The 25299-nt window shown below is 53.4% G+C and carries 22 protein-coding genes, 1 tRNA gene and 1 pseudogene; 8 read left to right on the plus strand and 16 right to left on the minus strand.

The window, feature by feature from the left end; translation table 11 throughout:
- The first annotated feature begins 76 nt into the window (after positions 1-76).
- Together K9N21_08065 and asnB are read left to right on the plus strand one after the other, a co-directional pair.
- Complete coding sequence (locus K9N21_08065) at positions 77-1303, plus strand: glycosyltransferase (GenBank protein ID MCF8143858.1); 1227 nt, start codon at positions 77-79, stop codon at positions 1301-1303.
- Positions 1281-3209, plus strand: a complete 1929-nt coding sequence (gene asnB / locus K9N21_08070) for an asparagine synthase (glutamine-hydrolyzing) (GenBank protein MCF8143859.1) — start codon at positions 1281-1283, stop codon at positions 3207-3209. Before K9N21_08065 ends, asnB begins: the two co-directional genes overlap by 23 nt.
- Positions 3210-3217: 8 nt before the next feature.
- Here asnB and K9N21_08075 read toward each other — a convergent pair whose 3' ends face one another.
- The gene (locus K9N21_08075; protein ID MCF8143860.1) at positions 3218-4213 is read right to left on the minus strand and encodes an ACP S-malonyltransferase; all 996 of its coding nucleotides are present in this window, start codon (positions 4211-4213) and stop codon (positions 3218-3220) included.
- 289 nt (positions 4214-4502) lie between these two features.
- Between K9N21_08075 and K9N21_08080 the strand changes: the two genes are divergently transcribed.
- Complete coding sequence (locus tag K9N21_08080) at positions 4503-6053, plus strand: methylmalonyl-CoA carboxyltransferase (protein ID MCF8143861.1); 1551 nt, start codon at positions 4503-4505, stop codon at positions 6051-6053.
- A 123-nt stretch (positions 6054-6176) separates the two neighbouring features.
- On the opposite strand, the gene K9N21_08085 is transcribed toward K9N21_08080, so the two are convergent.
- The 9 genes and pseudogenes from K9N21_08085 to gpmA all read right to left on the minus strand — a co-directional run bounded on the left by K9N21_08085 (position 6177) and on the right by gpmA (position 15284).
- Positions 6177-6674: a response regulator gene (locus tag K9N21_08085; protein ID MCF8143862.1), complete on the minus strand. Its 498-nt coding sequence runs from the start codon at positions 6672-6674 to the stop codon at positions 6177-6179.
- A gap of 43 nt (positions 6675-6717) precedes the next feature.
- Complete coding sequence (locus K9N21_08090) at positions 6718-8250, minus strand: acyl--CoA ligase (protein MCF8143863.1); 1533 nt, start codon at positions 8248-8250, stop codon at positions 6718-6720.
- Positions 8251-8309: 59 nt separating this feature from the next.
- Positions 8310-9646, minus strand: a pseudogene (locus K9N21_08095) (TRAP transporter large permease).
- A gap of 30 nt (positions 9647-9676) precedes the next feature.
- Entirely contained in the window at positions 9677-10252 is a 576-nt protein-coding gene (locus tag K9N21_08100; GenBank protein MCF8143864.1) for a TRAP transporter small permease, read from the minus strand.
- A 161-nt stretch (positions 10253-10413) separates the two neighbouring features.
- Complete coding sequence (dctP, locus tag K9N21_08105; GenBank protein ID MCF8143865.1) at positions 10414-11436, minus strand: TRAP transporter substrate-binding protein DctP; 1023 nt, start codon at positions 11434-11436, stop codon at positions 10414-10416.
- Between the two features lie 40 nt (positions 11437-11476).
- The gene (locus tag K9N21_08110) at positions 11477-12163 is read right to left on the minus strand and encodes a GntR family transcriptional regulator (GenBank protein ID MCF8143866.1); all 687 of its coding nucleotides are present in this window, start codon (positions 12161-12163) and stop codon (positions 11477-11479) included.
- 233 nt (positions 12164-12396) lie between these two features.
- A complete protein-coding gene (locus K9N21_08115; protein ID MCF8143867.1) occupies positions 12397-13350 on the minus strand; it encodes an HD domain-containing protein in 954 nt (317 codons plus the stop codon).
- A 125-nt stretch (positions 13351-13475) separates the two neighbouring features.
- Complete coding sequence (locus K9N21_08120) at positions 13476-14183, minus strand: PilZ domain-containing protein (GenBank protein MCF8143868.1); 708 nt, start codon at positions 14181-14183, stop codon at positions 13476-13478.
- Positions 14184-14528: 345 nt separating this feature from the next.
- A complete protein-coding gene (gene gpmA, locus K9N21_08125) occupies positions 14529-15284 on the minus strand; it encodes a 2,3-diphosphoglycerate-dependent phosphoglycerate mutase (GenBank protein ID MCF8143869.1) in 756 nt (251 codons plus the stop codon).
- Between the two features lie 375 nt (positions 15285-15659).
- On the opposite strand from gpmA, the gene K9N21_08130 reads away from it, so the two are divergent.
- Positions 15660-15971: a hypothetical protein gene (locus tag K9N21_08130; protein ID MCF8143870.1), complete on the plus strand. Its 312-nt coding sequence runs from the start codon at positions 15660-15662 to the stop codon at positions 15969-15971.
- A gap of 243 nt (positions 15972-16214) precedes the next feature.
- Here K9N21_08130 and K9N21_08135 read toward each other — a convergent pair whose 3' ends face one another.
- The 4 genes from K9N21_08135 to K9N21_08150 all read right to left on the minus strand — a co-directional run bounded on the left by K9N21_08135 (position 16215) and on the right by K9N21_08150 (position 20777).
- Positions 16215-17513, minus strand: coding sequence for a TRAP transporter large permease (locus tag K9N21_08135; GenBank protein ID MCF8143871.1), 1299 nt, complete (start codon positions 17511-17513; stop codon positions 16215-16217).
- Entirely contained in the window at positions 17510-18007 is a 498-nt protein-coding gene (locus K9N21_08140) for a TRAP transporter small permease (protein ID MCF8143872.1), read from the minus strand. Before K9N21_08140 ends, K9N21_08135 begins: the two co-directional genes overlap by 4 nt.
- A gap of 126 nt (positions 18008-18133) precedes the next feature.
- The gene (locus K9N21_08145; protein ID MCF8143873.1) at positions 18134-19159 is read right to left on the minus strand and encodes a TRAP transporter substrate-binding protein; all 1026 of its coding nucleotides are present in this window, start codon (positions 19157-19159) and stop codon (positions 18134-18136) included.
- Between the two features lie 121 nt (positions 19160-19280).
- Positions 19281-20777: an AMP-binding protein gene (locus tag K9N21_08150; GenBank protein ID MCF8143874.1), complete on the minus strand. Its 1497-nt coding sequence runs from the start codon at positions 20775-20777 to the stop codon at positions 19281-19283.
- Positions 20778-21073: 296 nt separating this feature from the next.
- Here K9N21_08150 and K9N21_08155 point away from each other — a divergent pair, with 296 nt between their 5' ends.
- From K9N21_08155 to K9N21_08170, 4 genes are all read left to right on the plus strand, one after another.
- On the plus strand, positions 21074-21811 hold the full coding sequence (locus K9N21_08155) for a FadR family transcriptional regulator (protein ID MCF8143875.1): 738 nt from the start codon (positions 21074-21076) through the stop codon (positions 21809-21811).
- 313 nt (positions 21812-22124) lie between these two features.
- A complete protein-coding gene (locus K9N21_08160; GenBank protein ID MCF8143876.1) occupies positions 22125-22976 on the plus strand; it encodes a sulfotransferase in 852 nt (283 codons plus the stop codon).
- Positions 22977-22986: 10 nt separating this feature from the next.
- On the plus strand, positions 22987-23583 hold the full coding sequence (locus K9N21_08165; GenBank protein ID MCF8143877.1) for a class I SAM-dependent methyltransferase: 597 nt from the start codon (positions 22987-22989) through the stop codon (positions 23581-23583).
- A gap of 181 nt (positions 23584-23764) precedes the next feature.
- Positions 23765-24325, plus strand: coding sequence for an acyltransferase (locus tag K9N21_08170; GenBank protein ID MCF8143878.1), 561 nt, complete (start codon positions 23765-23767; stop codon positions 24323-24325).
- A gap of 219 nt (positions 24326-24544) precedes the next feature.
- Here the strand turns inward: K9N21_08170 and K9N21_08175 are convergent, their stop codons facing one another.
- Both K9N21_08175 and K9N21_08180 read right to left on the minus strand, forming a co-directional pair.
- On the minus strand, positions 24545-24826 hold the full coding sequence (locus K9N21_08175; GenBank protein MCF8143879.1) for a GIY-YIG nuclease family protein: 282 nt from the start codon (positions 24824-24826) through the stop codon (positions 24545-24547).
- A gap of 52 nt (positions 24827-24878) precedes the next feature.
- A tRNA-Asn gene (locus K9N21_08180) sits at positions 24879-24953 on the minus strand.
- Positions 24954-25299 lie beyond the last annotated feature (346 nt).

Raw genomic sequence — 25299 nt, forward strand, 5'->3', positions numbered from 1 at the left:
GAAAGGGTCATCAAGTCAGGGTTGATACGCCCACCCATCGGTGAATCGTATCTTCCGGCTGCGCCGGTAATATACCATGTTAAAAAGACGAAAGAAGAAATTGACCATACTCTTTCTGATCGGTTCCCTTGAACTGGGCGGTGCCGAAGGACAGATGGCCGCGCTCATCGGACGCCTGGTCGGCCGGGGCGTGAACTGCCGTCTGTTCGTGTTGGAGTCTCCCGGACCTCTATATGACAGCCTTAAGGGGATTGATCTGGAGATTCATGATGGGGGTTACCGCAGAAAAAGCGGATTGGTGAAAAAAGTGGTGATGTTGTTTCGCGCCCAATTCAGGGTGTTCCGTGTTCTGGCAAAGCTCCGGCCTGATGTGATCCATGCCTACCTCCCATTGACCAATTTCATGGGAGCGCTGGCAGGGAGGCTCTCAGGCGTTCCTCTGGTCATCACCAGCCGTCGTGCCTTGGGGACCCATCAGGACCGGTATAAGGGGTGGCGCATCTTCGACATCCTGAGCTTTCGCCTGAGTCATCTGGTGACGGTGAATTCCCGGGCGGTGGGCCGGGATTCCCTGATCCGCGATCTGGGGGATCCCTTAAAGGTCAGAATCATCTACAACGGAATTGACGCGCTTCCCTTCGAGTCTGCTGGATCCGAGAGAGCGCCGGTACGCAGGGCCTTGGGAATACTGCCCGGGGAAAAGGTCGTTGTCAGTATCGCCAATCTTATCCCATATAAGGGTCTTGCGGACCTGATAGAGGCCGCAGCAACGGTGAGGGAGAGAATGCCGGAGGTGAAATTTCTGCTGATCGGCGAGGATCGCGGAATTCAAAAACAACTGGAAGAGAAGGCGCATCGCATGGGCCTCTCTCAACAGATCGTGTTCTTGGGCCAGCGACTGGACGTTCCCGAACTTCTGGCGGCCGGCGACCTTCTGGCCCTGTCTTCTCACGAGGAGGGTTTTTCCAACGTCATTCTGGAGGCGATGGCCTCGGGCCTGCCGGTGGTTGCCACCGATGTCGGGGGCAACAGGGAGGCCGTCATGAATGGGATTACCGGATGGCTGGTGCCTCCCAGGGACCCGGACGCCATGGCTGATCGGATTCTGGATCTGCTCAGCGACAAGGAAAGGGCTGCGGCCTGGGGGCGACAAGGCCGGGAGCGGGTAAAGGAAGTGTTCACCATTGACGGAATGGTCGAGGCGCATATGAATCTGTACCGGGGCGTTGTCTCAGCGACCAGTCTGTTCTCAGGGGATGGACCAACCGAGGGGAATGGTTATGTGCGGCATCGTGGGTTTTAGTGCGCGCCGGGATGTGGGTGGTTTGCGGGAGTCCCTTTCGGAGGCGACCTCAAGGATGATCCATCGGGGCCCGGATGATGGGGGGATTTTTTTTGATGCAAAGGCCGGGGTGGGGCTGGGCCACAGGCGCCTCTCGGTCATCGACCTGTCTGCGGCCGGGCATCAGCCCATGGGCACACACGATGGGAGGGTCCAGATTGTCTACAACGGCGAGATCTACAATTTTAAGGAGATCCGCAAGACACTTAAGGGCGTGGGTCACTCCTTTCGGACCGAAACCGACACAGAGGTGATCCTTGAGGCCTATCTGGAATGGGGCATGGAATGCCTGACGCATTTTGTCGGGATGTTCGCCTTCGCCCTCTGGGACACGAAGATCGGAACGCTTTTCCTGGCCAGGGATCGCATCGGGATCAAACCCCTGTATTATTATTTTATTGACGGCAAGCTCCTGTTCGCTTCCGAACTCAAGGCCCTGATGGCACTTGAGGGGTTTCCAAAGGACATAGACCCGGAGGCAGTGCCCCTTTTTCTTCATTATCAATACGTTCCCGCCCCGAGGACCATATTCAAGGACACCTGGAAGCTCCTTCCGGGGCATTATCTCGCCTATGACGGAGAGAACCTGGACACACGGGCCTATTGGAACCTTCCCGGGCCCGCGGATGAAGAGGATTTTGAAGGAAATGAATCAGATGCAGTGGACGCCCTGGACCGGGTCCTCAGCGAGGCCGTATCCTGCCGGCTCATCAGCGATGTGCCGTTAGGGGCATTGCTCAGCGGCGGGATCGATTCGTCCCTTGTCGCGGCCCTGATGCAGAAAGTCAGTCATGCACCGGTCCGGACCTTCAGTATCGGGTTCAATGAGGCCGGTTACAATGAGGCCCCCTGGGCTGCCAGGGTGGCGGCGCATCTAGGGACCGATCATACCGAGTTCTATGTCACACCCCAGGACGCCATCGACGTGATTCCCCGGCTGCCGGAGATCTATGACGAGCCCTTTGCCGATGCCTCGGCTGTGCCCACATGCCTGGTTTCCAGGCTGGCCCGGACCCGGGTCACGGTGGCCCTTTCAGGGGACGGGGGGGACGAACAATTCGCCGGATATGTCCGCTACTGGAGCGCCCGGGCCATGGCCACCGGTTTTCAACGGCTCCCTGAAAGGGTGAGAAAATCGCTGGGCCGGGTCCTTGAAAGGATCCCGGTTTCCTGGATCGAGAAATGCTATATGCCTTGGCGGGACATATTACCGCAGCGCTTTTGCGTGACCAATTTTCCCGACAAATGGGAAAAGCTGGTGAGCCTCATGGGCCGGGTCAGACTCGATGAGTTGTACCGGATGACCATATGCCTCTGGTCAGAGCATGACCTGCGGGCCCTGTGCGGCAGTGGGCCTGCCCCAACCCGGTTCGAAGAGACATTCATGGAGACAAAGGAGTGGCCCGTCCTTTCCCGGCTCATGCGGGTGGATCAGAAGACCTATCTCCCGGATGCCATGCTCACCAAGGTGGACCGTGCCAGCATGGCCTTCAGCCTGGAGGTGAGGGTGCCTCTCCTGGATCATCGTGTCCTGGAATTTACCTCCAGGATCCCGGACAGCCTCAAGTACAGGGAGGGAAAAGGGAAATATCTTCTCAGAAGGCTCCTTGCGCGGTATGTTCCGGAAGCGTTGTTCGAGAGGCCCAAGATGGGCTTCGGAGTGCCGATTGACACCTGGTTTCGAGGCGGGTTGAAGGAACTCCTGCTGGATTATCTATCGACCGAACGGCTTAGAGGAGAAGGCCTGTTCCACTGTGCCGAGGTTGAAAAAAAGATCCAGGAGCATCTCTCCTTCAAGGCCAATCACCAGTATCGACTCTGGGCACTCCTCATGTGGGAGATGTGGCGGGAGCAATGGCTTGGGTGACAGCCGAATCACTCTTCTATCTGTTGTGCCAGTCGGCCTACGGTTCTTTCCAGGGAATCGATGTCTTCCATGTTGATTCGCGAAGCGGATGGGTCAATATCCTTGATCATGTTGCTCAGGACTTGCTTGGGTCCCAATTCTATAAAGAGATTGTCAGGTTTGCGGATGAGCCGTTCGATGGTCCCCCGCCAGTTGACGATGTTGAAGATCTGAGTATAGAGTTCCTGTCGGATATGGAGCGGGTCTACAATGGCCTCTGTGGTCACGTTGGCCAGGACCGGTTTTGAGGCAATCTCTATTTCGCACCTTTCCAGGTGCTGCTTGAATTTATCCGCGGCAGGCTTCATGATGGGCGTATGGAACGGACCTTCCACCTTCAACATGGTTGAGAGAAGCCCTTCCTTTTTCAGCTGATCCCCCATCTCGGCCAGCCTTTTTTTGGAGCCGCCCACAACCATCTGGCTCGGGGTATTGTTGAGAGTGATAAAGACCCCGAAGTCCTTGCACATGGCGCATATCTTGGCGTTATCGATTTCCTTTCCCTTGTTCACCACGGCCATCAGCCCTGCGCCCGGATAGGAGGTGCCCCATTCGGTCATCAGCTCTGCCCTTTTGTGGACCAAAGAGAGCGTTGTCCTGAAATCCATGGCCTCAGCCACCAGTAATGCCGTATATTCGCCCAGACTGTGTCCGGCCATCAGAGAGACGTCCAGAACAATGCCGCGTTCTCTACACGTTTCCTCCAGGACCCGGTAGCAGGCATAGCTCATGGTGAGTATGGAGGGCTGGGTGTAAAGGGTCTTGTTCAGGTCGGCCCTGTGGATAAATTTTCCGAACATATGTTTTTGAAAGCACAATTCGGCGACGTCATACCCGAGTACCTGACTGGCCTCATTATAGATGTCCTTGACCAGCGGGAATCTGTCGTACAGGTCTTTTCCCATGCCCACATACTGGGAACCCTGGCCCGGAAAAATCAGAATGGTTCTCTTGCGTTTTGTCATCTTACCTTGCTTCAGCAGTTTGAAGGTTAATGAATTCTTAGAATTGTGCTTCACGTCATCGGTTGCCATTGATCTATTCAGCGGCATTGTCCCTCGCTCCCAACGCCTTGTGCCTTACGCCTCATACTGTTTATTCTTGACAATGAGGGCATTTCACATATGATGGTGCCGCATGATTGAATATCCTTCATATCAGTCTTTTCATCTTTATTCAACCGTAAAATCCGCACGATCCCCGGGGATAAGGACTCACGCATCCTAATCGACCTTTAACACTGGAGATATCCGAATGAACATTGACGACAAGATCAGGGAGCTGGAAAGCAGGAATCTTGAGGCGGAGTTGGGGGGGGGGCAGAAGCGCATCGACGACCAACATAAGAAAGGGAAGATGACCGCACGGGAGCGGATCGACGGCCTTCTGGATAAAGGGAGTTTTCAAGAGCTGGATAAATTCGTGGTTCATCGATGCCAGGACTTCGGCATGGATAAGAAGAAGATCCCGGGAGACGGGGTGGTCACCGGCTATGGAACCGTTAACGGCCGTCGGGTTTTTCTTTTTTCTCAGGATTTCACTGTGTTCGGGGGTTCCCTGAGCGGGGCATTCGGTCAGAAGGTCTGCAAGGTCATGGATCTGGCCCTCAAGAACGGGGCCCCCATGATCGGTCTGAACGACTCCGGGGGGGCCAGGATCCAGGAGGGGGTCATGAGCCTTGCCGGGTACGGCGAGATATTCAAGAGAAATGTCTGGAGTTCAGGGGTGGTGCCCCAGATATCCGTGATTATGGGCCCCTGCGCCGGGGGCGCGGTATACTCCCCTGCGCTCACGGATCTGACCATCATGGTCAAGAAGACGAGCAACATGTTTATCACGGGGCCGCAGGTCATCAAGGCGGTCACCTCGGAGGAGGTTTCGGCCGAGGAACTGGGGGGCGCCATGGCCCACAACACCAAGAGCGGGGTGGCCCACTTTGCCGAGGACTCGGACCAGGCGGCCCTGGACAGGGTCCGGGAGATCCTGTCGTACCTTCCTCAGAATTACAGGGAAAAGGCGCCTGCGGTGGAGTGTGCGGACGACCCGAACCGGACGGAAAGATCTCTCAATACCGTGGTGCCGACCAATCCCAGGCTCCCCTACGATATGACGGAGATTATTCGAACGGTGTTGGACAACCAACGGTTCCTCGAGGTACAGAAGCACTTTGCAAAGAACATGGTGGTGGGCTTCGGCCGGTTGAACGGCCTCTCCGTCGGCATTATCGCCAATCAGCCGAAATTTCTGGCCGGGTGTCTGGATACCAAGGCCTCGGTCAAATGCGCCCGGTTCATCCGGATGTGCGACGCCTTTAATCTCCCCACCATTACCTTTGTGGATGTGCCCGGATACCTTCCCGGGGTACAGCAGGAATATGATGGAATCATTAAACACGGGGCCAAGATCATCTTTGCCTATTCAGAGGCCACGGTCCCCAAAATCACCGTGGTGACCCGAAAGGCCTACGGAGGGGCCTATATCGCCATGTCGGCCAAGCACCTGGGCGGGGACATCAACTTTGCCTATCCGACGGCCGAGATTGCGGTCATGGGTCCCGAAGGGGCGGCCAACATCATCTTCAGAAAGGAACTGACCGAGGCGGATGATCCGGCCGCGGTGAAGGAGAGGCTGGTTGAGGAGTATAGGGACAACTTCGCCAGTCCGTTCAAGGCAGCGGAACTGGGGTATACGGACCATATCATTTTTCCTGAAAACACCCGGCCAAGATTGATCCATGCCCTGATGATGCTGAAGGACAAACAGGAGTCGATTCCCGAAAGGCGGCACGGAAATATCCCCCTGTAGGCGCACGGGTTTTTTTCTCACACAACACCGCAAAGCCCACAAAGAAAAAATCTCAAAAAAGAGGCATCTCCCCTGGCCAGGGGAGATGCCTCTTTTGTTTCATTCTGTCAGCCAAACAGGTTGTCAGCGCAACATCCGGGTCCGCTTCTCCCAGAATTCCTTCTCCTTTTCTCTCCAGTCAGGGCCGCCGAATTTTTTGTCGTAAAAGTGCCCCAGCCTCTCAAATACCTTGATCCATGCGCTCTTGTGTTTCTCTTTTGCCTCCAATACATCGGCAACAAAGACATGGATGCGATCGATTTCATCCTTGGGCGCAAAATAATAGGCCCCTTTTTCCGCCGACTTCTTGAGGCTTTCCTCCGACAGGGCGTGAGCCGTAAGCATCAGTGCGGGGATTCCCCGTCTGGATGCGACGGCAAGAAGATCAAATCCTTGGACGCCCATGATGTCAAGGATCGCCACATCATACAGATTGTTTTCAAGGAGCGTTTTCCCCTCCTCGAACGTGGTCGCCGTGTCGAGTTTGCACATGTCCAGCAGGCCTGCCAAGGTATCGAGGACATCCTGCTCGTCGTCTACGATAAGGACTCTCTTGCCGCTGATGAGCTCTCTATATTCCATTTTAATGGTTCTCCGATCAGTTGCGGTAACGCCGGAATTCCCTTCAGGAGTGAAAAAGCTGTTTCACCTCTCGAGTCAACACCTTTCCCATGGTATTTTTCGGCAGTTCCTCTACAAAAAGAATCTCTTTGGGGCATTTCCAATCGTGAAGATGCGTCCTGCAATGGGCCTGAATCTCACCGGATGTGATATCCGCCTGAGGTTTTTTGACCACTGCGGCCACCACCTTTTCTCCCCATTGGGCATCAGGAATGCCTACCACGGATGACTCTCGCACATCATCCAGTGCATTGATGACCCCTTCCACCTCTTTGGGGGAGATATTTTCGCCCCCGGAGATGATAATATGCTTGCATCGGTCGGTCAGGTAATAATAACCGTCCGCATCCACCTTTCCCAGATCGCCGGTCCTGAACCATCCCTTTTCAAAGGCCTGGGCGGTTTCTTTTGGCTTGTTCCAGTACCCCGGGGTCACTCCCGGACCTCTGAGCCAGATCTCGCCTTCGTGGCCGGGAACCACGTCTTTGAATGTCTCAATATCGACGATCCGGACTTCCAGGCCCGGAAGTGGCAGACCGATGGCACCGGGCTTGCGCAGCCCCCTGACCGGATTGGAAAAGTTCATCCCGGTCTCTGACATCCCCTCGCGTTCCACGGGTTCTTTTCCGAATACCCCGGCTATTTTTTCAAAGTCCTTTGCCAGAAGCGGGGCCGATCCGGAGGTCCACAGACGCATGTGCTCGAAGTCCAGCTTCCTATCCCCCGCATGGTCCATGAGCTTGCCGTACATCGGGGGCACGGCCATAAAGAGAGTGCAGGCATGTTGCCCGGTTTTTTCCGTCAGCAGATCCAAGACCTGCCGGGGGGAAAATCGATCCAGCATCAGGACACGGGCCCCGGCCATGAGGACGGTATGGAGGGCAAAACAGAGACCGTGCACATGAAAGAGGGGGAGTGCATGACATAAAACGTCGGTTTCCGCTATTTCCCATATGTTGATAATATTTCTTGCATCATGGGTCAGATTTCCCTGGGTGAGGATCGCCCCTTTCGGCCTCCCGGTGGTGCCCGAGGTGTAGATGATGAGGCCTGGGTCATCCGGGCCGACGTCTTCTTCTACCCGGTCGTCCGAGGCGGAACGGAAAAAGTCCAGGTCCTGGTAAGGCCTTTTTGTATCAATGGTGAGGGAGGTAAGCCCCGGGGCGAGATCATGGACAATCTCCTCCTGCTCAGGGCCTGCAAACGCCAGTGTTGCATCGGCATCGCGAATGAGGTATTCCATTTCCGACTTCTTGAATCCCGGGTTCAAGGGGACGCCGACGGCCCCCATTTTTTGAAGGGCCAGGTGGGCGACCACAAACAAGAGGGATTTGGGAAGAAAGAGGATGACCCGGTCTCCCTTTTTCACCCCCAGGTTTTTCAGGGTGTTGGCCATCCGGTTTGAATCCCGGTCCAGGTCTTGGTATGTCAATTCCGTCTCAACAACGCCCTCACGGAAAAAGGCAATGGCCTCCTCGCTGGCCCGGGCTGAGAAGACATTCAAGAAGGAGGCCTTCAATGTTTTTTCATGGGTCATTCGCGTTATCCCTGCTTGGATTAATTGAACAGCTTGAAGATTTTTACTTAACGCCTTGCTCACCCGATCATCCTGTCAGGGAGCCATGTGGCCAGTTCAGGCCAGATACACACACTGAGGATCACGAGCCCTTCGATGATAACAAAAGGCACGACGCCCAACAGGACATGGGACATGGGGACGTCCGGCGCGATGCTCTTTACAATATAGAGATTCAGCCCTACGGGCGGAGTGACCAGGCCGATTTCGAGATTGACCGTCATGATCACGGCAAACCATATGGGGTCAAATCCCAGTCCTTTGATAATGGGAACCAACAGGGGCGCAATCATCAGGATCACGGCCGCCGGGGGGATAAAACAGCCCAGCATCAGGAGAAGTATATTGATGAGGAACATGATCCCCCATTTTCCAAAAGGGAGACTCAAAATGAGTTCGCCCATGGCCTGTGTGGCATAGAGATCCGAAGAGACATAGGCAAACAGCACGGCGGCGGCCATGATCATCAGGATCATGCTGCTCTCGTTTAGGGCCTTGATGAAGATTTTCCAGAGTTGCCGGGGTCTGTAAATTCTGTAAATGGTGATGACGAAGAAGATGGACAACACCGCTCCCAATGCCCCGGCCTCACTCGGCGTTGCCCAGCCGCCATAGAGCGACCCCATGATCCCGAATATGATCAGGACAAACGGCAGGATCTTGATGAGGGACTCGAAGCGTTCCTTCCAGGTAAAGCTTTCGATGATGCCCCGGTCTTCGATATAATACATGGCGCCGGCCTTGGCAGGCACGATCTTTCGATAGTAAAACACCCCGCCCACCCAGATGCAGCTCAAGAGGATTTCGAGCATCCCCGGTAGAATACCCGCGATAAAGCACTTACCGATGGATGTCTCGGTGGCGACACCATAGAGGATCATGGTGACGCTGGGCGGGATCAGGATGCCGAAGGTTCCGGCGTGGGCGATCAATCCGGTGCTCAATGCAGGCGAGTAGCCGCGGCGTCTCATCTCCGGGATACCGATCCCTCCGATGGCTGCGGCCGTGGCAGGACTGGAGCCGCACAGGGCCGCAAAGATGCCGCAGCCGATCATGTTGGCAATCCCCAGCCCCCCGGTATTTTGTACAGCCATTTATGAAGGGTTTCGTACAGATCCTTGCTGGCATTGGATTCGGCGATGGGCGCGCTGAGCAGAATGAAGAGGGGGATCGCCAGCAGGGCAAAGTTGTCCATGCTGCTGTAGAGCACGTAGGGGATTGTGGGGATGAGATGGGGAGAAAAGATGAGAACGAATATCATGGAGATACCGACCAGTCCCGCCCATATGGGAATGCCGGAGATCAACAGTACAAATGCCCCTCCAAACAGGAGCATCGCAATCGACAGCTCATCCATGCTCAGTTTTCCTTTCCAGGACCGTATCGGTTATTCCGGGTCTGAATCAGTCTTGGGGATGTCGATATCTCTCAGTTCAAACAGCTCCGCCTCTTCATTGTACTCCCCTGTTCTGAGGGCGATGATCTTGTTGCGTATGTACAGGATGTACTGGAAAAAAAGGAGCGTCATCCCGAGTGGAAGAAAGAAGTATGGAATCCAGAGGGGCGGGCCCCACAGCGATTCCGAGTGGTCGTTGCGAACCACGGTCTCCCACCACATGGGCCAGGCATACCATGCCAATACCGCGGCGATTATACACGACAGGATGGAAACCACGATAAGGGTGATCTCCCTGGACTTGGGAGAGAGATGGATGACCACCAGATCCACATTCAGATGATGTTCGTTTTTCTGAACAAAGGCAGATCCTGAAAAGACCGTAAATATCAGGAGGAACACAGATGCCTCAATCTGCCAGATCGTGGAAATGCCGAATACCTTTCTGATAACGACGCCTTCGGTTACGATCACGGCCGCCGCCACCAGAGATAATGCGGCGATCCAGCCGCTCAGGTGGGTCAATCCGTCAATACACCATGCCAATGCTCTTCCGAATACCCTCATGATCGGACACCTCTTTGTTAATCTTGAAGTGTCTAAAGTGATCTAAAGTGCTTAAAGTATGCCCTGTCCAACAGGGGGGAAGACGCGACCTCGTGTTTTAAATGCCGTCTTTAACTTTAGCTCACTTTAGTCACTTTGGACGCTTTAGCTCACTTCCATTTCTATTTCATCGCCTCAAGGGCCATATCAAGATATTCCTGCCCCCCCGGCACGGTCTCGGCATAATCCTTCCATGCGGTCTGTTTCGCAAATGCCAGCCAGGAGTTGAATTCCGCTTCGGTCATGTAATGGATCTCGACCCCTGCCTTGGTATATTCCTCGACAAGTTTGTCTACAAGACCTTTAAAGTTCTGGTAAATCCAGTTTTCGTGCATCCATTCGGCGGTTTCAAGAAAGGCCTTCTGATGTTCGGGCGTGAGCCGGTTCCATGTTTTCGTGGAAATGCACAGATTCTCAGACATGTACCAGATGGAATAGTCCTTCGGGGCATTGATATACTTGAGGACCTCATAGAGCCGGAATGAAACAAAAGAGGCGGACGAGGTCAGCATGGTATCCAGGACCCCGGTGGACAAGGCATGATAGGTCTCTGAGGAAGGCATGCTGGTGATGGAGGCCCCGGCCTGTTGCATCATGTATTCAAATTTTTTGCCGGCCGCCCGCATCTTGGTTCCCTTCACGTCTTCCGGGAGCTTTATCTGTCTGATGGAGCTGCCGATGCCGCCGTCGAACCATGCCCATACCAGGTTTTTGACGCCGTTTTCTTCCATCAGGGCCTCGATTTTTTTGCCGATCGGCTTATTTCTCCAGCTCAACCCCTGCTTGATATTGGCAACCGAACAGGGCATCAGGGTGATCGAGAATTGAGGTACTTTTCCGGAGGCATAATCCAGGGGGAATATGGATATGTCCAATGCGCCGTTGCGCATGGCATCCCACTGCTCTTTCGCTTTGAACAGGGAGCTGGCCGGATAATAGCGGAATGTGACTTCGCCGTTGGTCTTCTTGGTGACCATGTCTCCAAACACCCGCCCCATCAGGTCCCGGACATCGCCGGACGCAAACTGATGGGAGACCTTGAGCATCACGGGACGGGCTTCCGCGGGTTGGCCCCAGGCCAGAAAGGCACCTGCCAGGCATAAAGTAACAACCAGGATTCCGAATCTTGTGGTTCTTGATCTCATTGCGACCTCCTTATCCGCTAAGGTTATCAGGTTTGGCGCGTTATCGTGCCGCCGCCACTTTTCCTTCTTCCGCCTCCTTGCTGGCATACAGCCCGACAAGGGCCTTGCACTGCATGAGGAGATGGTGCTTCATCAAGGATTCCGCTGAATCGGAGTCTCGCGTCCGAAATGCCCCAATCAGGTTCCGATGTTCCTGAATGGATTGGTCAAAGCGCTCCGGCTGGTAAAGCTGTCGCTGGCGATAGAGGAGGATCTTCTGCCTCAGGCCGTTGATCAGGTCGTTTAACACCCTGTTTCCGGTCAATTCCTGTATAAACGCATGAATGATATGATTGGTCTTCAGATAGGCTTCATGGTCCCTGTTTCGGAAGTGGCTTTCGAGTACTTCGTGGAGGGCTTCGATTTTCTGAAGGTCTCTTTCCTTCATGCGGATCACGGCGAGCCGGGCGCATGCCCCCTCCAGCACGCCCATGACTTCGAACAGATCGCTGATCTCTTCAATACAGGGCTGACTGACAAAGGCGCCCTTGTGGGGGATGAGTTGGATGAGCCCCTCTGATGTGAGCTGTCGGAGGGCCTCGCGGACAGGGGTTCGGCTGACCCCCATGGATTCGCAGAGGTCCTTTTCGCTCACCTTTTGGCCCCTGACCAAGATCCCCTTCTGGATCATCTTCCGTATTCGGGAGACGATTTCCTGGTGCAGGGTCGTGGCATGGATTTTTTGCATCGGGCGCCTTTAAAATTCTATTTTGTATACTTTATAAAGTATACAAAAAACCCTTGTCAAGGAAAAAAATGAGCGCGGCCCTCTCTGTGCAGGATGGAGAATTGCTGAAATTGGCATCAGGAAAGGGGTATTCGCGGCCCAGGCCTGCAGCGACGCCTGAGGAATAATGGGTGTGATGGGGGGAAGGGGTACCAGGAAAGGCTGGCCGGGTGTTTCGAGGCAGCGGGGGTCGCTTATTTGGAGCCTATGAGACTCCGTGCAAAGATTCCAAATGCCTCCGGGTCAAGCTTCCCTTTCACGACCTCTTCCTTGATGAGCTGGAGCGCCTCGATAGGATCCATCGGATCCTTGTATGGCCGCCAGTTTGTCAATGCCTCATAGGTATCGATCACTGCCAGGACCATGGATTCTGGCAGCAGTCTGTCTCGGGGCGGTTTTCTTGGATAACCTGATCCGTCCAGTCTCTCGTGATGCTGCAGGGCCACGGTGCGGATCTTGTGATCCAATCTCGTCTGGGACAGAATACCATATCCATCGTCCGGGTGATGGGTGATGGTTTCAAACTCGGCAGGGCTCAATTTGCGGGGGGCTTTCAGAATGGTGTCGGGGACCCGTATTTTTCCGACATCGTGAAGCAATCCGATGAGGCCAAACAGTTTCAATTCTTCAAGGGAAAGTCCCGCTGCGCGGGCATAGCCCAGGCAATACAGCATAACGTTTACAGAGTGGGCTGAGGTTGAATCGTCTTTGGCTGCGATGTCGAGCATGTTCTTGACAATCTCCGGGTTTGCCAGATAGCCGTCCACAATCACATCCAGGGTCTTTCCCAGGGAATGGAAGATCTCGGGCGCCGGGGTTGCCAGACTCAAATCCAGGGCCTTTTTCAACAATAGCTTTGACTTGGCGGGATTGGCCCTTAGGACCATTTTCAGTTCGGCGTTGTACCTCTGCTGATGGCGGGAGACATGATGAATCCTGTCAGACAAGGACACGTACAGTTTGGGAGGAATTTTGCCCTCCTCTATTCTGACCCGATCGATGTCGACGCCCCTGGGTTTGTACAGGAGGAACTTGCACAGGCCCGGGTCCAGATAATACACATCAAAATCTTTATAATCTCTTATATTTCCGGAGACTTCGACCAGGCGCTCCTTCCTTATCTCCATAAGTCGGTGTTTGGAAACCATTGATTCTACCACGCCATTACTGGGATATTGTCAAGATTAGGGCCGTGCCCCGGGCAGCACAAATAGGCTGGCCGGTGAACCAAAGCGGGCCATTAGAGAGATGCGGTGATGTCCGTTCTCAACCGTCATACCGTTCCGGCCCTCCTTGCAAGGAACTCCCTTTGGAGGTTGTATAGGATTGCCTTCAGTGCACGCTTTTCGTTTCCGTCTATGGCCTTGAACTGGAGTCCGAAATGGACGGTATGATTTGGAGCGCGTTCCTCCTGCCTTACCACCACGGATTCTCGGATCTGGACGCGATCTAATGGAAAAACGATTTCTATGTCCCGCAGTCTTTCCCGAACACTCAGAATCTCCTGATGCCTCTCTCTGATTCGAACTGTCACAAGGAGGCCGCCCATGCTGATGTCGCTCACATTCAACCGATACGTTTCTCCGTTTTTCTCGAAACAGACCCTGGTGCCGAGGGGGGCCTCAATCCGGAAGTGTTCACGCTTCTGTTCCCGATAGATGACGTCTGGAAACAGGACCCAGATCCGGTCGTCCGATATCTCGGCCGGCGATGCAGTGAATTCGCAGGGGACCTTGTTGGAATCCGTGAACTCGAATTTCAGAGATGCATCATCCAAGGAACTGAGCCCCTCCCTCAAATCCGCATGCAGGTCCACCGCGAATACCTCCCCCTTTTTTGATGCTTGAATGTCGTCGATCAGGGTTAGCAATTCCATGTCGGTCCTTCGGAGCCGCATATTGACGAGGGTCCTCTCCCTTTGGAGCTGTTCGATCAGATTTAGGATGTCCTTACCCCGGATATGATCTTTTGTCCCTGTCATCGATGAACCCTTTTTACAGCCGGCCTGTACGATGTGTGTGTCATCTGGGGTAGATTAGCAGAAATCGTGCCAAACCTGACATTCGAGCTATCCTGGTTATTTCAATATGTTGCGCCCATACTCCGATGACCTGATTCTGTCAAATTTATGGCTTTGGGGAAGAAACTGGGTTGCCCTGACCGTCCCCAAAACCGGCGACATGGAAGCCGGTCCCGAAATTCATATCATACCACGAAAGCGATCAAAAAAAGGAGGGTGTTTTGGAGATGTTTCAGAAATGGTCCCCGGCACAAAAAATGTTCGCAAATTTTATCGGGATGATACATGTCAACCGAAAGTCTTATTTTATTGTGGTTGTTTTGACTTCCCCTGACGCGCCACCGCGGCCATGGCCTTTTTTACCAGCTCCGGGTCTCCCAGATAGTAGCGATCCACCGCTTTCAGATCATTGTCCAGCTCATAGACGAGGGGCATGCCCGTAGGGATGTTGAGGCTCACGATGTCATCATCGGGAATATGATCCAGGTATTTGACCAGGGCACGCAGGCTGTTGCCATGGGCTGCGATGATCACCCGTTGACCGGACCGGATCACAGGCTCAATGCTCTCCCTCCAGTACGGCATAAACCGTTCCACCGTATCTTTGAGACACTCCGTAACAGGGAGTTCTGCTTCGGACAGATCCTTGTATCGGGGGTCATTACCCGGGTATCGCTCATCCGTCTTTTCCAGGGACGGGGGCCGCGTATCATAAGACCTGCGCCAGATCAGGACCTGCTTTTCGCCGAACCGCTTCGCCGTCTCCGCCTTATTAAGGCCCTGAAGGGCGCCGTAATGGCGTTCGTTCAGGCGCCAGTGCCGGTGGACAGGGATCCACATGAGATCCATCTCATCGAGGACGATCCAGAGCGTCCGGATGGCTCTTTTCAAAACCGAAGTAAAGGCGATATCAAAGGTATAGCCCTCTTGTTTCAGTATGTGACCGGCATCTTCTGCCTCCTGTTTCCCGTGTTCGGAAAGATCCACATCCGTCCATCCGGTGAACAGGTTTTCCTTATTCCATATGCTTTCGCCGTGGCGAAGCAGGACGACCTTGTGCATGGTTTCCTCCTTGATAATGATCGATCAGGATCTCTTTTCTGAAGGATCGGACTTTCCTGTTGTCATGATCCTTATGTCCGGTCTTTCCTCGGCCGGAAAGTTCTCAATGCCGGATGACTGACTATTGGACTCATTATCTGTAACTTCTCTGAGGTTTGCCGTCCAGAATGCTTCCGGGACCTGGGTGAAACCTGTTTGGTTACGGCCGTCCGGCCGCCTTAGGAAAGACTTGAACGCGGCCATCTGATTATGTATGGTGTCTTCAGGTCTTCTGCACGACATGTTTCATCCGAAGCAGAACACATCAATTATACACCAAGTCGCCGGGGCCTACAAGCGCCGGGAAAAACGCTTTTTATATAGTGAGTCGAAATAATGTCCCGGGGTTCTCAAAAACCGAATAACCTGGCCATTGCCGGATTTCTGACCCCCTTTGCCGCGGCCGGGATCATCGGTACGCTGATCCTCGGGTTTGAGGAGGATGTCACATCCTTCCCGGTCTCGATTCTCTATCTGATCATCGTCCCTGTCGTCCTTCTGACAGGATTTATTTTCTCCCTCAAATCGATCCCGCTCATTGAAGAACTGGGGGACAAGGATTATGCCTATTCCGGGTTAACCCTGAACGTCCTCTTCCTCATTGTCTATATCACATCCGTGATCTATTTTCTCACCTCACCCGGTTAAGACCGCCGAAGTAATCTTCATCGCGATAAATAAAGAAGTCTGGTGTCTTTGTCGACTTGTTAAAATGTTTTGTTGCGGCCGATAGGCCGTCTTGGGAGTCCCTTGGCGGCCAGCCAAGGGGTGACCGCAAGAGAAGACCTGTTTAAGTGGAAACCTTGAGGATCGATTGTACAGGGTGGAAGAGACGGGAGGAGGCCGAGGAAAAATTCCCTGCGGCCTCTTCAGGAAAGCGAGCCTGTTTCATCACATCCGCGACGGCAGAAAAAGGGCAAGCTGGGGGAAAAGGATTAACAGAATGATCAACAGCAGGGCCGCCGCCAGGAAGGGCAGGATTCCCCGGAAAATGACGGTCAGGGGGACATTGGGGGCCGCTGCTTTCAAGACAAAAACATTCAGGCCTACGGGGGGCGTTATCAACCCCACCTCCAGGACAATCACCATCAAAACGCCGAACCAGATAGGATCGAATTGGAGGGCCTCTATTACAGGGAAGATGATGGGGACTGTGAGGATCATGATGGCATAGCAATCCATCACACACCCCATCATGACATAAATCAGGATAATGGCCATCAGGATGACGATTTTTGGCAGGGCAAGTCCGGCGATGAAGTCCGCAAGACCCATCGGAATTCTGGCCAATCCCAGGAAAGAGGAAAAGATGTTTGCCCCGATGATGATCAAGAAGATCATGGCCGTGGTCTTACCCGTTTCAAGGAGGCATTGAATGAGGCCCTGCACGCTTAACTTCCCCTTGAGCAAGGCGATAACAAAGGACCCGAAGGCGCCTACACCAGCCGCTTCGGTTGGTGTGACGATGCCCATGTACAGCCCGCCCATGACGATGAAAATGAGGAGAAGGATACCCCACGTACCGGACAGGGACCTGATTTTCACCCCCCATGTTGTTGACTCCCCACGGGGACCCATCTCCGGGTTGAGCTTGCATTGCAGATAAATCGTCAGAATAAACAAGACGGCAAGCAGTATCCCCGGCACGATTCCCGCCATAAACAATCTGCCGATGGATTCCTGCGTCAGAATCCCGTATATGACAAACCCGATGCTCGGCGGAATCAGAATTCCCAATGTCCCGCCCGCGGCCACGCAGCCTGTGGAGAGCCTTTGGTTGTATTTATACTTGTCCATCTCAGGGATTGCCACCATGCCCATGGTGGCGCCGGTGGCAAGGGAAGACCCGCAGACTGCGGCAAAGCCGGCGCAGGCGCAGACGGTCGCCATGGCCAGCCCCCCTCGAAACCGGCCCATCCATGCATATACGGTCTTGTAAATATCGGTGCTGATGCCTGAGATAAAGGCAAACTGCCCCATGAGGACGAAAAGGGGTATCACACTCAGGGTATAGGACGATCCCTCAGCCAAGGGCGTGATCCCCAGGATACTCATGCCGGAATCCCACCCCACAATGATGCACAGACCCAGGAACCCCACCAAGGCCATGGCAATGCCGATATACATCCCCATGGCAAGGAGGATGAACATCAGTAAAATCCCGATCATGCCTATCATTTCAGGGCTCATGAATCGACGGTCTCCTTTCTATCGCCGAATAATCTCAGCAGATCCCGTACATATTCAATGCACATTACGAGGCATCCCAGGACAAGAAAGAAAACAAAGGGATAAATGGGGAGGCCCAGATTGGGGGAGGCCTCTCCGAATTCAACCAGCTCAAGGGCCCTTACAAAACCCATGTAGGTAATCAGGCCCATAAGGATCAGGCAGAGGGAATGGTTGAACAGCTCGATATATATCTGAAGTTTTTTAGGAAAGAGGGAAATCAACAGGTCTACGGAGACATGGGTTTTGCTCAATTGGGTATATGCAAGAAAAGAAAAAATCAGGATCAGGACCATAAACTCGGTCAGCTCAAAGACGCCCAGGATCGGCGCATTAAAGAAATATCGGCCTATCACATCGGCCGTGGTGAGACACATGATGCCGAACAGCGAGCAGGCCCCCACATAGGCAAGGGAGGCGCTTATTCGCCCCAATTTGTCGGAAACGGCTTTCATCCTCATGCCTCTTAAGTCCCCCTTTCCGGCGCGAAATAACGATCCGGAGAGGAGGACAATTCTTTGGATTGCCCTCTTCCCGGATCGTCTTGCATCCCGCACCCTATCTGCTTGACAATGGGCCGCCTATTCGCCGGTCAGTTTCACCGCGGCATCCAATACGGCCTTTCCCGGAAGACCTTTTTTATCCATATCCTCTATCCATTCAGCCCTGAGGGGCAAGGACAACTCCTTCAACCGGTTTCTTTCCTCAGGAGAGAGCTGAATGGCTTCCATCCCCTTATCCATGCAGAGCTTTTTCATGACAGGCCTTACCGCATCGTACACCCTTCCGGCCTCTTCCGACATGACCATTCCCGTTGTCTGGTCAATCGCTTTTTTTACATCATCCGGCAGGGAATCATATTTTTTCTTGTTCATGACCACCATCATGGTCATGGTGTAAAAATCGGCCTCTGTCCCATATTTTAAGAGCTCGGCCAGTTTGAAGACAAAATTGCCCTCCCACGGAAGGACGGTCCCATCCACGACGCCTCTTTCAAGGGCCGTGTAGGTATCGGTTACCGGCATATTGACCGGGACTGCGCCGAACAATTTGAGCGCCTTGGTCACGTGCGGATTTGCGGTCCTGAATTTCATCCCCTTGAAATCCTCGATGGTTTTTATCGGCTTTTTAACCGAATTGAATCCACCGGGATCGTGACAGAAAAGCGCAAGGAGTTTCACCTTCCCATACTCTTTTTGAAACTCAGGAAACTGCTCATAAACCTTCCACATGGCTACTGAGGTCTTCTGGGCTGAGGGAACCATAAAGGGGAGCTCGAACACCGAGGTCATGGGGAACCGGCCGGGGGTATAATCATGCAGGATATAGACGATGTCCGCGATCCCTTTTTCCGCCAGCGCATAATGATCCGGGGTCTTTCCCAGGGCGCCGCCGGGGAAGAAGGTTACCTTGACCTGTCCATTCGTCATCTTGCTGATTTTTTCGGCCCAGGGTTCGAATACCTTTGTCTGCATGGTATGCTTGGGGGAAAAGGCCGTGGCAAACTTCAGTTCTATTGTCTCGGCCCCGACAAGCGCCGGGGGTAGAACGACTATGATACCAAAAACCGCCACCATAAACGCCGCCAATACTGTTGTTTTCTTCATCTTGCACCCTCCTTTTGTTTTTTTCATAGCGGCATCGCCGCAATGCCCACACAAAGAGACCCAATACTCCCTAAGATTGAAAACGCTCCCAAGTTCCTGAACTCCTCAGCTTTTCAATAACTCAATTCTCCTTGAGATATTTTTTTCTGAGTTCCCGTTTCAATATTTTACCGGCTGCGCTCTTGGGGAACTCTTTAACGATACGATATTCCTTTGGAACCTTAAACGGGGAGAGCCTGGCTTTTAACCGGGACGAAAACTCGGCCGCATCGATCTTCATGCCGGGCTTGGGAATGATCACGGCGGTAACCCGTTCCCCCCATTCATTGTCCGGAAGTCCGATCACCGTGCATTCTTCCACCTCCGGCAGGGTATAGAGAACTTCTTCGATTTCCCGGGGATAAACATTTTCACCGCCGGTAATGATCATATCCTTCAACCGGTCTACGATATACAGGTATCCATGATCGTCCATCTGGCCGAGATCACCACTCCTGAACCATTCGTCCCAGAAAACAGAGGCGGTTTCTTCAGGCTTGTTCAGATACCCCTTCATGATATTCCGCCCGCGAATGCAGATCTCGCCTTCTTCCCCTGTTTCTTTGATATTTCCTTCAAGATCTCGTATCTGGACCTCCTCCCCGGAAACAGGGGTTCCTACGGAACCGACCACATGACGTAAATAATGGTTGTAGGTAACCATGGACGCGCTCTCTGTCATGCCATAGGCCTCATGAATCGACAGCCCTGTCTCGTCTTTCCAGTGACGAACGACTTCTGCGGCCATGCTGGCCGCTGCTGAAAAGCAGTAGCGGACGGATCCCAATTTCTCTTTAATACGATCCAATGAGAGAAGACGGACATACACCGTGGGCACCGCAAAAAGTTTGGTCACCCGTCCGGTTGCCATGGCATTCAAGATCTTCTCCATATCAAATGATGGGAGCAGTTCCAGACAACCCCCGCTCAATATGGTGGCATTCATGATGTGCATCTGCCCGAATACATGGTTGAAGGGAAGAAAGCAGAGGGCCCGGTCGTTTTCGTTGGACCGTTCATTGAAAACCACATTCTGGATGGCCGTGTAAATGTTCTCGTGGCTGAGAAGAACCCCTTTGGGAATTCCTGTAGTACCGCCGGTAAAGAGGATCGCTGCGGTATCCGACCTATCCCGTTCCAAGGCCTTGAATGATCCTGAACCTGCGTCAGCCAAGCCGGCCAGGTCCAGATCTCCGCCCGGACAGATAATTTTCTCCAGGACACCGGGCCGCTTCATTCCTTTCAGATCATCCAGCTTATTTTCGTGCGCATAAATGATCTTCGGAAGAGAGTCGTTTATGGACGTAGCCAGCTCACTCGCTTTAAGGAGACTGGACATGGTCACCGCCACTGCACCCGCCTTCAACACCCCGAAATAAAAGGCCAGCCAGTCCCCTGAGTTGGGGGCGCAGAGGGCGACGGGGTCCCCAGGCTGGATTCCCAGGCGGATCAGCCCCGTTGCGATGCGGTTTGCCCGATCATTGAGGCGGGCGAAGCTTATATCAGAGTCGCCCTCGCTGATAACCGGACGGGATGGAAAAAAGTGTGCCGAACGCTCCAGATTTCTTGCGATATTCATTGTTAAAAAGCCTTCCTGCCACGGACCTCCCATGGAGACGATGACCTTGAAACGTAGACATATGGGAAGGTTTGAATTTTTGCTGGATTATTGGCGCAAAAAATTATAAAAAATTCAAAAGAATGGCTGATGAGGCCAAGTAATAAAGTTGTGAGTCAACTAAGCTTGGGAAAAAGAAATAAATTACGAAAATCATCTTGACAGGATCGGAGCTTATATGGTCTAACATTTAATGTCAAGCCAAACTTGCTATTTCAACATCTTTTTTTTATTTTTCCCGAATATTCAGGTACAGAATGCCCAATTTCAAGCCTATAAAGACTTCGAGGGTCTTCGAGGACGTGTTGATTCAGCTTAAAGAGGCGATTCTCAAAGGCGCTGTTAAGTCTGGAGATAAACTGCCTTCAGAGCGTGAACTCACCTTGCAATTTCAGGTCAGCAGAGGCGTGATTCGGGAGGCAATTCGTGCCCTGGAACTCAGCGGTTTTGTTGTCATGCGCCAGGGGCCTGCAGGGGGCGCCTTTGTAACCGATCTGTCGTTCAGTCAGGTGGGAAACGCCTTTCTTGATTTGTTTCTGGCAAACACGGTTTCCATGGCAGAGGTTGCCCAGGTCAGGTCCCATGTCGAACCCAAGGTCGCGCAACTGGCCGCGCTCCACATTACCCCTGCGTACCAGAAACTGCTGGAGAAGGCAGAGAAAGAGGAATTCATAACCCCCATATCCTACGCGGAGAGAATCGCCAGACTTACAGAGGTTCATCATGTCCTGGCCCAGATCTGCGGCAACCATTTCTTTGAGGCGATTGTCAGATCCATGCTCAAGCTCACCGCAGAAGTTGTCCTTGCCGTGGAACCCGACCATGAGGCCCTGCATAACCCCGGAGAGCATCGCGCCATCATCGATGCCGTCATCAAGGGCGACGGGGAGGCCGCATCCCGGGAGATGAAACAGCATCTCAATAGGCTTTCCGATAGCCTGATCGAAATGGAAAAAATCTACCGGGAGAGATTTTCTCTTGAAAAGGCCCCGTGAATGGGCCGCTGCGAGAGATATCAGAATCTTTGATTGTAATCCCGCCTTGCGGGACACCATGCGAAGAAGCTGGTGCCTTATGGGTAAGCGCTCTGAAAATTTCCGGGATTTGCACCAACATCTTTTTGGTTGCGGCTGTTAGGCCGCCTTAGGTGTTTTTTTGATTCCGCATTCCAGGCCTGCAGATCAGATCAACAATCCCGCGATGCGGAACGCTCAGATTTTCCTTGCCCCATACGGAACATCCCACTATACTCCGCCAATGAAAAGGCCATTCCCCCTGACGAACCTGACAATGGGATAGAGAACGTCCATGCACCCGTCAAGCCCCCGCCAGGTATTTATCATCGGCAACAAACGGTCGGGTACTTCGCATTTGGTGCGCATCCTGAATGTGCATCCCAGGGTGTTTGTGTCCCACGAGTCCGATATCGCCTGGATACTTTATCAGCTTCACTTGGGTCGACCTATGCAGGCGCACCCCTGGGATTCCGACCGGGGGATGCGCATCACACTGGAGACCTGTGGGCATCTGCTCCGCAGGGATCGGCCGCCACAGGAGAATTTCGAGGTTGTCCAGCATAACGTCATGCAAACAGGCAATCCATGGCTCCCCTCGATGCGCAAACCACACCTGCAGTGGCTGGGTGACAAAAAGCCGTTTCAGCACACGGATCCGAAGATCATCGCTTTCATTCTGGAGCATTTTCCGGATGCCCGTTTTTTGCACATCGTACGGCATCCTTTTGCCGTGGCGGCGAGTTCAAACCGGTTCAATCGCACGCCCAACGGCGACTTCTGGCTGGGCCTCTCGGACCGGGAAAAGGTGGAGCGCTGGGCTTTTCACGAGCAGCAGGTCCAGCGGTTGAAGCGGCGCATCAACGGACGGATGCATACATTGCGCTATGAGGATTTATGCGCCCATCCTGCAAGGGAGGCGAAAGCGATTTTCGGCTTTCTCGAAATAGAGGCCGATGCCCACATCCTCGGAGTCGTTGTAAGGGAAACGCGTCCTGGTTCGAAAGGAGCATCCGCTGTGGCCTGTTCGGAACTTGTCAGCCGCCTGGCTGGAGAGTATGGATATGAGCTGAAGAAACCGAATAGTCGCATCCGGGTACTGGGAAAGAGTCTTTTCCGTAAGGTTGCAACTCCCTTCGGCAGCTGATTGCGTCCCTATGCACCAGAAAATATTTCATGCATTCAACCAGATATGCCGTGCACACGCTATTCGCGGACGCGTCCTGGAGATCGGAGCTACCCCTGACGCATCGACACTGCTGAGTCTGCCCGCACTGGCCCGTGCGACCGAGAAAATCGGCATCAACAAAGCCGGGGCTTCCCGCTATGGCAATTTCACCATTCTCTCCGGGGATGCCAATGCCATGACCTGTTTTCCCGACCGCCACTTCGACGCGGTACTGTCCAATTCCGTGTTGGAGCACGACCCGTTCTTCTGGCGTTCGCTGACTGAAATGCGCCGGGTGGCCCGTCCGCGGGCCCTTATCGTGATTGGCGCCCCCGGCTATGGCCAGGGACGTCATGAAAAAGTAATCCGCCGCTGGCTGGCGATACTTCCCCGGTGGCTGCATCCGGCTGATGGGTGGGCTTTGCAGCATTCGACCTTGACGCTGGGGCTGCACAATTATCCTGGGGATTACTATCGCTTCAGCGAACAGGCCTTCCGCGAAGTCTTTCTCGAGGGGCTTGAGAGAACCACCTTGCGAAGCATCCTGAACCCACCCCGCTTCATCGGTTCCGGCATCATGCCTTAACCGCTATGGTCGCGGTACGCCCTTCAGGGGTTCATGGGAATGCGCTTTGTGTCTTATGGCTTGGGGAACACGCTGTTTGTGTAGATTAAAACTAATAGCAACCATTTTTGATTATTCTTACGATGGTTATGCCCGTGTTCTATCAGGCGCATGATTCACTCGATGAAGGCAGTCTTCCCTTATGAAGATACCGGATGTGATATCAAAGACATTGGTCGCTTGGCTCAAGGGAAAGGGCGGCCTGCAACAGGATTGGAAAGACCATAATCGTCGGCGGATTCAAAAACTTCGGTCCAGAGGCGTATCGATCGGCCGTGACTGCCTTATTCTCACTGAAAATTTCTCTACTGAACCATACCTCATCGAGATTGGAGATCACGTGGGGATTGCGGGCGGGGTCCAATTCATCACCCATGTCGGGGAGGCATGGGTCATACGTGATGAGTGTCCTAATGCCCAGATCCTGGGAAGGATCAGAATCGGGAATAACTGTGTTATCGGTATGAACGCTGTTATTATGCCGGGCACGACCATTGGGTCGGATTGCGTGGTGGGGGCAAACTCCGTGGTCAAAGGAGAGATTCCGGACAACTCGGTTGTTGCCGGAAATCCAGCCAGGGTCATCAAGACAACCCATGAGCTAAAAGAGGTCCTTCTTCACCATCCCGATCGTCTTGATACGCTCAATCTGCCGCCTGACCTTAGAGAAAAGATCATAAAGGAACACTTCAAGATAGCATAAAATGTCCTGTTGAGCTCAACATTCCAAAAAGTCTGAGCCTATAACGATCGGATGAGGCATTCAGCAGGCAAACGTACCTCCACCGTCAAATTGAAATTGTGAAAAAAAGGCCCAGCTTCCAATAAAGCTGGGCCTTGGCATTTCTGGCTCCCCGGGACGGACTCGAATCCCGCTTGTCAGCGGGATCTCAGCTTCGCTTCGACCATGCCGACCAAGTGGTTAATCCCGCCATTCCGGCGGGACTCTACCGACTCCCTGAGAATTAATGAAACGTGAGATACCTCTCTTTTTGATTTTTCGCTCCAATCGAGTTGCCTCACCCCTATCCAGGCATTCCTGCTTCCAGACCAGCTTCCATGGTCCGGGAAAGCGCTTGGTGGTCTTGGATAGCTGGTATTCCGGATCATTGTGCTGCCGGAGGCGGCGATCCGGGTCGCTGCTCTGTCCACAATAGTATCTGCCAGTGGAATCACTCTGAAGGATGTAGACCCAGGAGGGCATGTCCTAAATCAAAAAAAGCCCAGCCTTTGGTAAGGCCAGGCTTCATATTTTTTGGCTCCCCGGGACGGACTCGAACCGCCGACCAAGTGGTTAACAGCCACCCGCTCTACCACTGAGCTACCGAGGAACAATTTTAAAAGACCAAGTGGTTAATCCCGCCATCGGCGGGACTCTACCATCCCGCCTAGCGGGACTACCGAGGAACAATTTTAAAAGACCAAGTGGTTAATCCCGCCATCGGCGGGACTCTACCATCCCGCCCCAGCGGGACTACCGAGGAACAATTTTAAAAGACCAAGTGGTTAATCCCGCCATCGGCGGGACTCTACCATCCCGCCCCAGCGGGACTACCGAGGAACAATTTCTGATTTTACCGACCACATGGTTAATCCCGCTGCCAGCAGGACGCTGCCACTGCGCTATGGGAGACATGGCTCAGGATTCCTGAAAAAATTTTTTATATCAAATCTGTA

This window comes from Deltaproteobacteria bacterium (genome assembly GCA_021737785.1).
In the GTDB taxonomy this organism is placed as follows: Bacteria; Desulfobacterota; DSM-4660; order Desulfatiglandales; family Desulfatiglandaceae; genus AUK324.